13 protein-coding genes and 1 tRNA gene are annotated in these 13,686 nt (G+C 56.6%); 11 read left to right on the top strand and 3 right to left on the bottom strand.

Annotated elements, in window-relative coordinates:
- The first annotated feature begins 45 nt into the window (after positions 1-45).
- The 4 genes from rpiA to MTC_RS04075 all read left to right on the top strand — a co-directional run bounded on the left by rpiA (position 46) and on the right by MTC_RS04075 (position 2,724).
- Positions 46-741 (top strand): ribose-5-phosphate isomerase RpiA, encoded by a 696-nt coding sequence (gene rpiA, locus MTC_RS04090; RefSeq protein ID WP_014405415.1) that lies wholly within the window; start codon positions 46-48, stop codon positions 739-741.
- A gap of 62 nt (positions 742-803) precedes the next feature.
- Positions 804-904 (top strand) — tRNA-Met (locus tag MTC_RS04085).
- A 102-nt stretch (positions 905-1,006) separates the two neighbouring features.
- Positions 1,007-1,528: an Lrp/AsnC family transcriptional regulator gene (locus MTC_RS04080; RefSeq protein ID WP_014405414.1), complete on the top strand. Its 522-nt coding sequence runs from the start codon at positions 1,007-1,009 to the stop codon at positions 1,526-1,528.
- Positions 1,525-2,724, top strand: coding sequence for an aminotransferase class I/II-fold pyridoxal phosphate-dependent enzyme (locus MTC_RS04075; RefSeq protein ID WP_014405413.1), 1,200 nt, complete (start codon positions 1,525-1,527; stop codon positions 2,722-2,724). The genes MTC_RS04080 and MTC_RS04075 overlap by 4 nt, the downstream gene beginning before the upstream one ends.
- Before the next feature lie 20 nt (positions 2,725-2,744).
- Here the strand turns inward: MTC_RS04075 and MTC_RS04070 are convergent, their stop codons facing one another.
- Complete coding sequence (locus MTC_RS04070) at positions 2,745-4,088, bottom strand: RCC1 domain-containing protein (RefSeq protein WP_014405412.1); 1,344 nt, start codon at positions 4,086-4,088, stop codon at positions 2,745-2,747.
- 83 nt (positions 4,089-4,171) lie between these two features.
- On the opposite strand from MTC_RS04070, the gene MTC_RS04065 reads away from it, so the two are divergent.
- The 3 genes from MTC_RS04065 (at position 4,172) to MTC_RS04055 (ending at position 7,525) form a co-directional block, all read left to right on the top strand.
- Positions 4,172-4,606 carry a hypothetical protein gene (locus tag MTC_RS04065; RefSeq protein ID WP_158308486.1) on the top strand — a complete coding sequence of 145 codons (435 nt, stop codon included), beginning with the start codon at positions 4,172-4,174 and terminating at the stop codon, positions 4,604-4,606.
- 70 nt (positions 4,607-4,676) lie between these two features.
- Positions 4,677-5,972, top strand: a complete 1,296-nt coding sequence (asnS, locus tag MTC_RS04060; protein ID WP_014405410.1) for an asparagine--tRNA ligase — start codon at positions 4,677-4,679, stop codon at positions 5,970-5,972.
- 248 nt (positions 5,973-6,220) lie between these two features.
- Complete coding sequence (locus MTC_RS04055) at positions 6,221-7,525, top strand: glycosyltransferase family 4 protein (protein WP_014405409.1); 1,305 nt, start codon at positions 6,221-6,223, stop codon at positions 7,523-7,525.
- Here the strand turns inward: MTC_RS04055 and MTC_RS04050 are convergent, their stop codons facing one another.
- Together MTC_RS04050 and MTC_RS04045 are read right to left on the bottom strand one after the other, a co-directional pair.
- The gene (locus MTC_RS04050) at positions 7,526-9,286 is read right to left on the bottom strand and encodes a glycoside hydrolase family 15 protein (protein WP_014405408.1); all 1,761 of its coding nucleotides are present in this window, start codon (positions 9,284-9,286) and stop codon (positions 7,526-7,528) included.
- A gap of 39 nt (positions 9,287-9,325) precedes the next feature.
- Positions 9,326-9,991: an HAD family hydrolase gene (locus MTC_RS04045; protein ID WP_014405407.1), complete on the bottom strand. Its 666-nt coding sequence runs from the start codon at positions 9,989-9,991 to the stop codon at positions 9,326-9,328.
- Positions 9,992-10,119: 128 nt separating this feature from the next.
- Between MTC_RS04045 and MTC_RS04040 the strand changes: the two genes are divergently transcribed.
- Genes MTC_RS04040 through MTC_RS04025 form a run of 4 tightly spaced genes read left to right on the top strand, consistent with a single transcriptional unit; the run spans position 10,120 to position 13,686 of the window.
- Positions 10,120-12,012 (top strand): NADH-quinone oxidoreductase subunit 5 family protein, encoded by a 1,893-nt coding sequence (locus MTC_RS04040; RefSeq protein WP_014405406.1) that lies wholly within the window; start codon positions 10,120-10,122, stop codon positions 12,010-12,012.
- Entirely contained in the window at positions 12,009-12,896 is an 888-nt protein-coding gene (locus MTC_RS04035; protein ID WP_014405405.1) for a respiratory chain complex I subunit 1 family protein, read from the top strand. The genes MTC_RS04040 and MTC_RS04035 overlap by 4 nt, the downstream gene beginning before the upstream one ends.
- Positions 12,893-13,351, top strand: coding sequence for an NADH-quinone oxidoreductase subunit B family protein (locus tag MTC_RS04030; protein ID WP_014405404.1), 459 nt, complete (start codon positions 12,893-12,895; stop codon positions 13,349-13,351). Before MTC_RS04035 ends, MTC_RS04030 begins: the two co-directional genes overlap by 4 nt.
- A complete protein-coding gene (locus tag MTC_RS04025; protein ID WP_014405403.1) occupies positions 13,351-13,686 on the top strand; it encodes an NADH-quinone oxidoreductase subunit C in 336 nt (111 codons plus the stop codon). The genes MTC_RS04030 and MTC_RS04025 overlap by 1 nt, the downstream gene beginning before the upstream one ends.

The following is a 13,686-nucleotide window of genomic DNA, read 5'->3' as shown; positions in this document are numbered from 1 at the left end:
CTTAAGGGAAGTTTTTTGTTGTTTGGCGTGTTTTAGGTGTTTTATATGAAGGAACTTTCGGGCAGCGAGCTGGCCAAGAAGAGGGCGGCGGAGAAGGCGTGTGAGCTGGTAAAGGATGGCATGGCTGTGGGGCTGGGGACGGGCTCGACGGCGGCGTATGCGATAAGGCTTTTGGGCAGGCGTGTAAGGGATGAGGGCCTTGATATAGTGGGGGTGCCCACCTCGTACGCTTCTGAGGAGCTTGCAATCGAGTACGGCATACCCCTCGTGTCGCTGGCGGAGAGGCCGGAGCTTGATATCGATATAGACGGCGCTGACCAGGTTGATGCCTCCCTGAATTTGATAAAGGGCGGGGGTGCGGCCCACACGAGGGAGAAGGTCGTCGCGTGCTCTTCAAGGCTGTTTGTCGTGGTTATAGATGATAAAAAAATGAAGGACCTGCTTTCCCGCCCCGTGCCAATCGAGGTATTGCCGTATGCCCGAAGGCTCGTCGAAAGGAAGGTCGCAGAGCTGGGCGGCAGGTGCATGATGAGGATGGGTACGGGCAAAGATGGGCCAATCATTTCTGATAACGGCAACATCATCATGGACTGCGACTTTGGCCCCATCGAGAGCCCCGCCCTACTAAGCCAGAAACTATCCGCAATACCAGGCCTCGTCGAGCATGGCATCTTCACCAACGCAGACATCGTGTACATAGGATATGAGGACAGGGTGGAGAGCCTCGAAAGAAAAAGATGATGCCGGCGAGAACCGTAAAAGTTATATCATTTGATATGCTCTAAACTATGCCAGTTCGCGATGTCGGAGTGGCCTAGTCTGGTTAGGGCGTCGGACTCATAGGGTGTCATAATGCCCAACCTGAGACATCCGGAGGTCGGGGGTTCGGATCCCCCCTCCGACACTACCTTTTATAAAATAAAAACGGTTTTTCATGAACGCACCCGAACGTTAAGCTTTTAAACGTAGATGCCAAACATGTAGGTCCGATAACGGGGTCATCATAATGGGCAAATCAAAAAATAAGGAGCGGCCGACCGGCAAGTCGATGAGAGAGGTACTTGAGCTGCTTGAGAAGGACTCGAGGCTTACGGCAAGGGAGATTGCCGAGCAGACCGGCCTCAGCGAGAAGGATGTCGAGCGATTCATAAAGGAGATGGAGGCCCGCGGCATCATTAAGAGGTATAAGGCCATAATCGACTGGGAAAAGTACGGCGACGACTCGGTCTACGCCATCATAGAGGTACAGCTTAACCCGGAGCGCAACGTGGGCTACGATGCAGTTGCAGAGCGCATCTCGAAGTTCCCCGAGGTCGTCACCTGCATGCTGGTCTCAGGCGACCACGACCTTCATCTCGTCATAAAGGGCAGGACGATGAAAGAGGTTGCCTTCTTCGTGGCCGAAAAGATCGCCCCGTTAAGCCAGGTCACCCATACCGCCACCCACTTCATGCTCAGGAGCTACAAGCAGGAGGGCGAGATCATGTTCGAGAAGGAAGAGGACTCAAGGCTGGTAATCCACCCATGAAGATCGCTAAGAAGGTCATCGATCTCCCCCCCTCAGGCATCAGGAAGTACTTTGATATAGCCTCTACAATTAAGGATGTCATCTCGTTAGGCGTGGGGGAGCCCGACTTCATCACGCCATGGAGGGTCAGGGAGGCTTCCATATATGGCCTGGAGAAGGGCAGGACAACCTATACGTCAAACTGGGGCCTGCTCGAGCTCAGGGAACTCATATCAAAGTATACTTATGAAGGCATGGGCGTGGATTACGACCCTAATGATGAGGTACTCGTGACCACGGGGGTGAGCGAGGGCATCGACCTGGCGGTGAGGGCCATCACCGACCCCGGGGACGAGATCCTGGTCGTGGAGCCCAGCTACGTGTCATACAAGCCCTGTATAATAATGGCGGGCGGGGTGCCCGTTCCGGTGGCCACAACGGAGGAGAACGAGTTCAAGGTCAGAAGGGAGGACATCGAGGCTAAGATTACCCCGCGGACCATAGCGATCATAATGAATTACCCCAACAACCCGACAGGCGCCATAATGACGAGAAAGGACCTCGAGGAGGTCGCCGACGTTGCGGTGGAACACGGCCTTATGATACTATCGGACGAGGTTTATGAGAAATTGACCTATGATGGGAGGCACGTCTCCATAGCGTCCCTGAACGGCATGCGCGATAGCACCATTCTGCTCAACGGCTTCAGCAAGGCGTTCGCGATGACCGGCTGGAGGCTGGGGTACGCCTGCGGCAACTCCGATGTTATAGAGGCCATGATGAAGATCCACCAGTATACAATGCTCTGCGCGCCCATCACCGCCCAGGTTGGCGCCATAGAGGCGCTGAAGAACGGCCAGAAAGACATGCTGGAGATGGTGAAGGAGTACGATAGGCGGCGGCGCGTCATCGTCAGGGGGTTCAACGCCATGGGCATGCATTGCTTTGAGCCCAGGGGAGCGTTTTACTCTTTTCCCTCTATCAAATTCACGGGCCTCTCGTCCGAGGAGTTCTCGGAGCGGCTGTTATACGAGCAGGGCGTGGTCACAGTCCCGGGCAGCGTGTTCGGCGAGCCGGGCATAGGCCACCTCAGGTGCTCTTATTGCGCTTCCATGGAGGATATCAAGGAGGCGCTGTCCCGCATCGGGAGGTTCCTGGACGGCCTCAAGAAGGAGGAGAAGGCTCCGAGGATAAGGGGCAGGGCCAGGCGACGCTAAAGGCGGCATTGTGGCCGCCCTTATGGTTTTTTGCCCGCCTTTTTACTTAGCAGAAGATAGGCGGCGACAACGGCTGCAGCGACGAGCGCCACCATAATGCATACAGCCCCTACGAGGAGGTAATTGGCTCCGGCAGCCTGAGGCGTTGGGCTTGGCTGAATCGTGGTGGTGATTGAAGTAGGGGATGCCGCCGTGGGTATCTGGGGGCCTATGAGGATGGGCACAGGGGAAGATGCCGCTGAAAAGCTTGCGTTGCCGAGCTGGCCATCCGAGTTTGAGCCCCACGCCCACACGCTTCCGTCGCCCTTAAGGGCCAGCGTGTGGTACATGCCCGCTGCTATGGCCGTCACGCCTTCTATGCCCTGCACCCGCGTCGGCGAGGTCACGTCGCTACCCCCTGCGTGTCCAAGGCCGAGCTGGCCATCCGAGTTTGAGCCCCACGCCCACACGCTTCCGTCGGAGGCGAGGGCGACCGAGTGCGACCCGCCTGCGGCAACCGCCTTCGCGTCGGACACGCCCCTCACGATGTCCGGGTTATAGTTATCCGCCTCCCGCCCGAGCGATATCCTGCCCTGGTCGCTCAGGCTCACCCCGCCCGTGCCGAGCTGCCCCTTATAGTTGAACCCCCACGCCCACACGCTGCCGTCCTCCTTAACGGCGAGCGCATGGCTCAACTCGCCTGCATCGAAGGCCTTCACATCCTTTATCTTAGGCTTCACGGGCTTGAACTGGCTCTCGTTTGTCCCATCGCCCAGTATACCATGAGAGTTCTCGCCCCACGCCCATAAGACGCCATTTTCCTGTAGCGCAAAGCAATGCGAGCCTCCGCATGATATGGATACCACGCCTTCCAGGCCTTCAACCTGTATTGGCGTCAAGGACCCCATGAAGCTGAGCGGGTTTTTCCCTAACTGGCCATACGTGTTTGAGCCCCAGGCCCAGACACTACCATCTCCTTTTAGCGCGAGGCTGAAGCCCTTGCCCGCGCTTATGGCTTTCACCCCCGTCAGCCCGGCCACCTGTACCGGCTCGATGCTGTTCTCATTCGTGCCATCGCCTAGCTCTCCGTATGAATTGGACCCCCAGGCCCATACGGTGCCGTCGCCTTTGAGCGCCAGGACGTGGCCGCTCCCGGCCGCTATCTGGCGTACGCCTGAAATGTCCACCCTTTGTGGCGCGCTCCACTCGACACCGTCGCATACGCGGCCCCACTGCCACACGCTACCATCCTCCAGCAACGCAACTGAAGTACAGTTAGACGCGGCTATGGCCACGGCCTGTGGGGACAATGCGCCTGCCTGGGCGGAGATGGCAAAAACACACGTAATAAAAATAGCAAAGCTCACGAACTTTATACGGTGCATACTAAGCTCACCATCCAAGAGGTAAGGGGGCGTGATATAAATAGCTTATATCACCATCGCATAACCTCATCCCACTAAAAATTATGAGAATCAACATAACCCCGGAAGTTATTCGAGCATTCATGAACCTAAAGATAGTGCGCGATCTTACCAGGTATAGGCAGCGGATAATAGACGAGGCCGTGGCCGTGCTCACGGCCAAAGACTTCTTTTCGGGGTTCGATAGGCCTGCGGAGAGCGTCGCACGTGCCGTATGCGAGGGGTTGCTAGACCTGCTCACCGACCCCGACAGGTCCAGCGACCCCCGGACAGTCGAGATGTTCATGGAGCGCCTGTATAACCTCATCCGCAAGAAGAGCCTGAAGGTAGACACCACGCTGGAATTCCTGGACACTTTTGAAGGCATAGTCAGGAGGCCGCTCGATAACGTGGAGGACAGGGATATCGATGCTTTCTTTTCCCTGTGTAGGAGTATCATCCGCCAGAGGCATAAAGAGCTGGCGAGAAAACTCCGATAGGCCATGCTATTCAGGGTCTCGGTAAAGGTTTTTTATTGAAGACGCCCTATAGCCAGTGGAAGATGAGTGCATGTACGCGAAGATAAAGGACGTACTCTCAGGCAGGTTTGCCGATGGCGAAGAGGTCGAGATCGGCGGGTGGGTCGTAAAGAACAGGTCGAGCGGAAAGATAGTCTTCACGCTCATAAGGGACGCCACGGGCGAGATGCAGGTGACGACGAGGAAGGGTAACGTGTGCGACGAGGCGTTGAAGGTCGCCGACGCCCTGTCCATGGAGTGCTCGGTCATCGTAAAGGGAAAGGTACGGACGGACCCGCGCGCGCCTGGCGGAAAAGAGCTATTGGCCACCGAGCTAAAGCTGATAGGCACCTCGAAAGATTATCCTATATTTGGCAGGGAGGAGCACAACCCGGAGGTTCTATTAGACCTGAGACACCTTCACGTTCGCAGCAAGGAGCTGGTGGCGGTCATGAAGGTCAAGGACGCGGTGCTGTCCGCGTGCAGGGAATGGTTCAGGGCGAACGGATTCTATGAGGTTACGCCGCCCATCATAATATCAAGCGCCTGCGAGGGCGGGTCTACCCTGTTCGAGGTTAAGTATTTCGAGGATAAGGCGTACCTGTCGCAGAGCGCCCAGCTATATTTGGAGTCGCTCATCTTCGGGCTGGAAAAGGTATACTCGATAACCCCGTCGTTCAGGGCGGAGAAGTCCCGTACCACCAGGCACCTCGCCGAGTACTGGCACATCGAAGGAGAGATGGCCTGGATGGGCCTGTACGAGATGATTGACATGCTGGAGAGCCTCGTGTGCTTTGTGTGCAATAAGGCGGCCGAGGAGCGCTACGGCGAGATCAAGCTCATCGGGGGCGACCCTGAGTACTTTAAGGCGTTAAAGCCCCCATTCCCCAGGATAACATATGATGATGCCATAAAGGCCTTGCAGGCCGATGGCTTTAGCATAAAGTGGGGCGAGGACTTCGGCACCCACGAGGAGAGGCAGCTTTCCACGCACTATGATAAGCCCATATTCGTCACGGAGTACCCGGCCGAGGTAAAAGCCTTCTACATGAAGGACGCCGGTAACGGAAAAGTGCTTAACGTCGACATGATCGCCCCGAAGGGGTTCGGCGAGGTTATCGGGGCCAGCGAGAGGGAGACCGACTTAAGGATAATAGAGGAGCGGCTCAGGAGGCAGGGCGAGGACCCCTCTAAGTATGAGTGGTATCTCGACTTGAGGCGCTATGGCTCGGTGCCTCACTCCGGTTTCGGCATGGGAGCCGAGCGGCTTGTCCGCTGGATCTGTGGCCTCGAGCACATCCGCGATGCCATACCTTTCCCGCGCACCATCAGCCGCTCCTACCCATAAAAATCAACCATGGCACCACGAGGAACAACACTATCTAGTTCACCACAAGGTGCACGAAGCTAGCACAAAGTACACTATTTTTTTATATGTCATAATCCATTGGTGTGACTGCTCCCACGGTAAAAACAGAAAAATTTATCTAACCATTAATTAATACGACATATTAACGCTTTAAACGTAAATCTGGCCATTTTTTACATGTTTTTACGTGACCAACATATTTAGCCCGAAACGCGAGAATTTCTCATATGAAAGTTTGTTTCGTCTCCCAATCCTTTTACCCATACATTGGCGGCGTTACGCGATATTTACTATCGCTTGGCAAAAAGCTAATCTCGAGAGGGGACGAGGTGGTTGCGGTCCACCTGAGGACGCCGGACATGCCCGACTACGAGGTCATCGACGGGGTCAAAGTGTACCGAATGTCCGATCTAGAGGGCATGCAGGAGTCCATAGATGGGTACTTCAGGTTCAAGGAGCTCATCATAGACGTCACCCACGGAAGGAAGGCTGCCTCACTCGACGACAGGTTCAGCCTGGGCTACCCCGAGTTCCTGGGGTTCAACCTGAGCATGTACGAGAAGGTGCGGCAGGTATACGAGGCGGAAAAGTTCGAACTCCCGCACGTCCACGACTTCCAGGTGATGCCCCTGGCCTTCCTCATACGGGGCGACGTGGACGTTCCTGCTATATTCACCTGGCACATACCGTTCACCGAGGCGACTCCGCCGGAGTGGAGGGAGTTCCTGGTCAGGTATATGCGCTACTATGACAGGGTGGTGTTTTCTACGGACGAGTACATGCGCACGGCCATCGCCAGCGGCATGGACCCCGAGAAGGTGGCCAGGATAAACCCGTTCATCGATACTGACGAGTACGCCTTTCATGGGGAGAACGACTTCAGGGCGAAGTATGGCATCCCTGACGGCGATAGCCTGGTGTTGTGCGTTTCGAGGATTGACCCCAGGAAGGGGCAGGAATACCTCATAATGGCGATGGCGGAAGTGATCAAGAAGCACCCGGACACGTCGTGCGTATTCATAGGCAATGGCTCGCTGACGAAAAAGTTCATCGGCCGCGCCAACCGTCTCGAGGAATTAGAGGCGATGGTAGAGGAATATGGGCTTGCCGGCAAGGTAAAATTCTTGGGCAAGGTGAGCCAGGAGGGCCTCTTAAAGGCTTATGATGCCTGCGACATGCTGGTACAGCCCTCCATCAACGAGGGCTTCGGCTTGGTGATTTCAGAGGCGATGTGCTTCGGCAAGCCCGTGATCGGCTCCAACGTGGGCGGCATCCCCGAGCAGATAGTGGATGGCATGAACGGGTTGCTGTTCAGGCCTACCGACCACATGGAGCTTGCTAGTTGCATCATCGCCCTCATCGAGAGCCCCGAGCTTAGAATGCAGATGGGAGAGAATGGCAAGAAGATAGTCTGCGAGCGCTTCTGCGTTGACAGGGGCTTCCGCGAGCACTGCGAGATATATGACACCATATACCTTCAGAATAGGCTGAAGGGCCACGCGGGCACGGGACAGTCGCTGCTCACCGGCTAGTCACCCCCTGCCCATCAGGTAGTTGATGGACTTTATGAATTCCTCGTGTGAAAACGACTGGGGTATGTTTCCCACCAGGCGCTGGTAGTACATGTCGTACTCTTCTGCGAACAGCCCCAGGTCGCTGGAAGCGTAGCGCGCCGCCCTATTAATGATGTCCAGGGCGTTTACCGCCCTGCCCTTCTTCACCATGACCTGGGCGAGCCACAGCGAGGAGAGCATGAAGGCGTTTGGCTCCTCGGCAAACCTCTTGAGCAGCCCCCCTGTCCCAAGATGGTCGGTGATGCTCTTCACGGTCATCTGAACCATGGGGTCGTCCACGGGCAGCATGTTCATGAGCGGTATTGCCAGCACCGATGCGTCATACGAGTCGTCCTCATAGGCACGCTTAAAGCACTTTTTCTCCTCAGACCAGCCATTTTTTATGATATCGACCTTTACCCTTTCGGCCTCCAGCCCCCACCTGCTGGCGAGGCGCCTCTCGCCCATCGATGACGCCAGGCGGCCCCCGTACTCAAGCGCAGCCCAGCACATCGTCTTGCTATGGACATAATTCATATAGGGCCCCCTGAACTCCCATATCCCCGCGTCCTTCTCCCGCCAGTGGCCCATCACGTACTCCACGATACGCTTAACGGCCTCGAAATGCCTCTCCAGGTACTCCTGACGGCGGGAATATTTATAAAAGACATATATAGAATGGACCACCTCTCCCTCGAGGTCGTTCTGCTTCTGCTCCACGGCTTTATTTCCAATCCGGACGGGCCGGCTGTTCCCGAACCCCACGAGGGAGCCGATCTCCTCCTCCTCAGTGCCCCGGAGGTCCCCATCAATGGAGACCAGCGGGTGCGGATAGGGCTTACCCTCCTTCTCCGCGATGCCCAGCAAAAAGTCGAGTATCTTCCTGGACTCGTCGAAGAGGCCGGCCAGCGCCAGCGCCTCCGCGCTATACGCCCCATCCCTCACCCAGCAAAACCTGTAGTCCCAGTTCTTGTCCTCGCCCACTATCTCCGGGAAAGACGTGGTTGGAGCCGCCAGGATGGCCCCTGTCTTATCATACATCAGCAGCTTGAGCACGAGCAAGGAGCGCATATAATAATAGTGCAGCCTGGGGCTGAGCTCGAACACGGGTAGGGCGCTTACAGCGTAGCCTCTCCAGAACTTTAGGCACTCCAGGTATTCCCTCTGGTAGCTGGAGCCGCCTGCCGCCTTCCTTGCCTCCTCGGGCGTGGAGCCGTAAGCGAGCAGCACGGGGATGGCCATGGGCGGCTCGACCTCGAAGGCCAGGCTTTTCCGCTTTACCGAGGCCCTCTCCGACGAGGTTATGAGTAAGGCCTGGCCGGGAGAATGGATCAGCAGGCCGTTGTCCAGGATGTCGACCGAGGGCTTTTTACGGTTATAGTCCGGCCTCGCGTCCACCTCCATGACGAGCCTGAACGAGTCTGGCCCGGATATGCCCAGGATGCGCCACATCTTGCGCTTGTTAAAGGGCATGAAGTCGATCGCCCTAACCGTATCGGCGCCCACCCGGTTCGTGGTCTCAAGCAGGTTCGTGTCCTCCAGGTACCGCTGCTCTCCCCTCTCCAGCGGCGTCTTCGCCCCGCCCATCTCATACGATAGCATGAGCGACCCGCCGTTCACGCTATCCAGCGCCCGTGCGAAGAATGTGGGCGAGTCGAACCTGGGCAGGCAGAGCCAGTCCACCGAGCTGAACACGCTTATAAAGGCGCAGGTCTCGCCGTTCCCAATTACCCCATACATATAACTAAATCCGTAATCCCACGATAAAAATGATTTAGCCTAAATCAACGGCTCAATATGCTCGATGAACTCCTGGAGGCCTTTACCGTAGCCCTGCCTGCACACGTAATCAGCCGCCTCTTTCATGGAGGGTATTGCGTTCGACACGGCCCCCAGCAGGCCGCATGCATTCCTCAGGTGTACGTCATTCTCCGCGTCCCCTATTGCGGCGGTCTCCTCGCGTGACACGCCGTGCATGGTGGCCAGCCACGCCGCCCCGGAAGACTTTGAAACGCCTTTGGGCAGGACCATCAGCGAGTCAACATTCCGGATAACATGAAAAAGACTATCAACGCTAGATAGTGCATCCATTAGCTCCCGCTCGTGGCAGCTCCCCACCGAGAATATGACCTCTCCACGGCCGTATGGCACCCCCAGGCTTTCGAGCCTCTCGAAGACCGCCTCCCTGTCCACACAATTACCGATCATGTACTTCTTACCGCCATAACAGCCAATACACCCGTTCTCGGCCACGAAAGAGTCCACCAGGCCGTCCAGCCTCCCGCAATAATCCTCCAGGAAATCGTAGCTTCTCCCCGAAACGATGGAGAATGACGCGCCCCTCTTCTTGAGCCTGCGTATGGCCTCGACGAGGCCCGCCTCCACGCTAAGCGTGCCATCCGTAAACGTCCGGTCGAAATCGCTTATCACGAGCCTTATCGTCATCAAACCAGGATAATTAGGCCATCCTTAAATACCTTTTCCGCAAACGAAGTCGGGGCGATGACCTGCCCTTGCCACTGATTATAAATATAATGATTTACTATGTAATACTCATCACGCCTGGTGTTTGTATGGATGGGTCGCTACTATTGCTATCTATGACAATAGTGCCGGCGTTGTTCGGCATTATATGCTACCTGGCGCCTGGCTACGAGGTGAAGAAATACGTCGTCATCCTCGGCGCCATCGTGCTCACGGTAGCCTCCCTACTGGTGCTGTCCGGCGGTTCCCAGCTAATAACCGTCGAGTCTATCGATTTGGTGGGGCTGAGCATCCCCATCTCTCCAATTATACTCGTGCTCGATTATCTATTGCTATTGACGTTCCTGTGGTATGGATGGAAGGATAAGGAGTATAAAGCAGTACTCCTGGCCATCTTACAGCTTATACCCCTCACCTATCTGGAGCTCTTCATGCCAAAGGCAGCCCATGCCGGGGCGGCCACGTTCGTGATTGACCAGCTCGCAATCGTGATGGGCCTCATCGTCTCGATAATAGGCTCGCTCATACTCATATACTCAATAGGCTACATGAGGGGGGACAAGCACGCATCGTCCTTCTTCCTGGCCATGATGGTCTTCCTTGGGGACATGAACGCCCTGGTGTTCGCCAATGACCTCGCCTGGATGTTCTTCTTCTGGGAGGTCACCACGCTCTGCTCGTTCCTGCTGATAAGGCACTACAGGGACGAGGCGTCCATCAAGGCGTCAGACAGGGCGCTCTGGATGAACCTGCTCGGCGGGGTGTCGCTAATCTGCGGCATCGTGCTAATCGAGCATGTCTATGGGACTACTTTCCTCTCCGAGATAGCCTCTGGCGCAGGCCAGAGCCTCCTGCCCGCCGGGGCCATAGCGCTCCCCTTCGCCTTCCTGGCATTCGGGGCGTTCACCAAGTCCGCCCTAATGCCCTTCAACTCGTGGCTGACCGGCGCAATGGTGGCACCAACGCCGGTGTCCGCCCTGCTCCACTCCTCGACGATGGTCAACGCCGGAGTGTACCTCCTGATAAGGCTCGCGCCCTTCATAATCGGGAGCTACGTGTCCACGATGATAGCGGTGATAGGCGGGTTCTCGTTCATGTTCTGCGCCCTATTAGCGCTAAGCCAGACCGACTCAAAGCGCATCCTGGCGTACTCGACCATAAGCTACCTCGGCCTGATAGCCATGTGTACCGGCATCAACACGGGGCTTGCGCTCACCGCGGCGGTCGCCCTGCTGGCATTCCACGCCGTCTCAAAGGGCCTATTGTTCCTGTGCGTGGGCAAGGTGCAGCATGACATTGGGGCGAGGGACATCGAGTCCATGGAGGGGCTGGTCGCGAGGATGCCCCTCGTGGCCTACATCATGGTCGTGGGATTGATATCGCTGATGGCGCCCCCGTTCGGCGTGTTCGTTGGCAAGTGGCTCGCGTTCCAGTCCGTGTCCACCTTCACCTCAATTAGCCTGTCGCTAGTGGACATATTCTTCATAATATTCGGCAGCATCTTCTCGGTGTTCTATTACTCGCGCTGGGCCGGAAAGCTGCTCGCCACTAAGCCGTTCACCGAGATAAAGCCCGAGCACCACGAGTGGTACATGGAACTACCCCTAATAGTCCTGGGGCTTGGCGTGTTCGTGACCGTGGCGCTCACCACGCTCTTCTTCAGCAGCCTTATCAGCCTGCCACCGGTCTACGGGCTCGAGCCCTCGAAGCTCGTGACGGGCTGGAGCATCCAGAGCGCCATCGGAGGCTTCTCGCCCCTGGGATTCCTCATCGCATTCCTGATAATAATACTGGTGCCAGTGGTCGCCATAAAGGTGCCTAAGACGGCTATAACCCATACCTATGCCTGCGGCACCGGTGAGGAGCCCGAGCTTGGCGGGGGGTACTTCCAGGACATCATAGGGGAGGGCGTGTCGCTGAAATACCTCGACCCTGTAGGAGTGCTGCTTATGATAGCCTTGTTCGCGGCGGCGGTGATATGATGGCAGAAGGAATGCTTGACTACCTGATACCGCTTGCCATACTCATCCTGTCGCCTTTCATCGGCGGCCTGCTCATAGGCATAGACCGCAAGGTCACCGCCAGGATACAAAACCGTGCTGGCCCGCCCATAGTCCAGCCGTTCTACGACGTGCTCAAGCTCTTCGGCAAGGAGGATAAGGTGGTTAATAAGACGTACCTGGTCTTCGGGTGCGCGTACCTGTTTACGGTGATATTGAGCCTGGCGCTCCTGCTATTCAAGTACGACCTGCTTATAACCACCTTCATCTTCGGCCTGTCTTTCATATTCCTGGTGCTGGCCGGTTACAGCACGCGCTCGCAGTTCGGGTACATGGGGGCGACGAGGGAGCTGATGCAGATGCTCACCTACGAGCCAATCCTGCTCTTCGCGGTGTTCCTCATCAGGCTCGTGACGGGGAGCTTCGAGACCGACGCCATATTCAAGGCGTCGGAGCCGCTGCTGTTCACGCTACCCCTGGCGCTCCTGGCGATCTTCGTCATACTCCCCATAAAGGCCCGGAAGTCGCCGTTCGACATATCGGAGGCCCACCAGGAGATAGCCCAGGGCCCTGAGACCGAGTACTCGGGCAAGTACCTGGGGCTGCTCTACATAGCACACTTCTTCGAGCTCATCTTCGTGCTCTGGTTCGTGAGCTTATTCTATGTGAAGGGCTTCTGGCTCCTGCCTGGCTGGGCCATGCAGGCATTGCTAATGGCCGCAGCCTACGTCTTCCTCATCGTGGTGGATAACCTGACGGCCAGGCTCAGGGTGGACCAGATGCTCAAACAAGTATTCATAGTAGGGATGGCATTGCTGGCATTGAATTTGATTTATATCATCGCGACGGGGAGGTGGATAGCATGAGCCTGACCGAGCTGGCGAGAAAGAAGTCGCCGTGGGTCATCCACGTGGGCACTGGCGGCTGTAACGGCTGCGACATAGAGCTTTTAGCGTGCCTGGCGCCCCGCTACGATATAAGCAGGTTCGGCGTGATGAGCACCGGCAACCCGAAGCACGCGGACATCATGCTCGTAGTAGGGCCTGTGAGCCTTAAGTATAAGGAGATAATCAAAAACCTGTACGACCAGATGCCCGACCCGAAGGTCGTAATCGCGGTGGGCACCTGTGCGAGCACAGGTGGGATATACCAGGGATGCTATGGCCACTGTGGCTCGGTGGACAAGGTAATACCCGTCGACGTGTATGTGCCAGGGTGCAACGTGCGCCCGGAGGCGATAATAGACGGCCTCGTGCTGGCTCTCGACATCCTGAACGAGAAGGAGAGAAAGCTTTTAAGCGAGAAGAAGGGGGCGGCATAATGGAGTCTAAGACGGTCACGCAGTCCGAGCTTCAGGGCATTGTGAACAATTTAAAAGCGCGCGGCGCCCGTCTCATCACGATTGTAGGGGCAGACGCAGGGGAGAATATAGAGGTGCTATACTTCTTCAGCACAGGCGTGAACAGCACGGAGGTATACCGCATAGTCGTGCCCAAGAAGGGCGGGAACGAGGAGGTCGAGAGCATCACGCCGCTCATGCCAGCAGCCTACATCGCCGAGAACGAGCTATCCGAGATGTTCGGGCTGAAGGTGAAAGGAGTGCCGGGACGCTTTTTCCTGCATCCGAGCCTGAAAGCCCCGCTGAGGAGGTCTTAA

This window comes from Methanocella conradii HZ254 (assembly GCF_000251105.1).
In the GTDB taxonomy this organism is placed as follows: Archaea; Halobacteriota; Methanocellia; order Methanocellales; family Methanocellaceae; genus Methanocella; species Methanocella conradii.
Note: the sequence above shows the minus strand (reverse complement) of the source record. Positions and strands in the feature narration are given on the sequence as shown.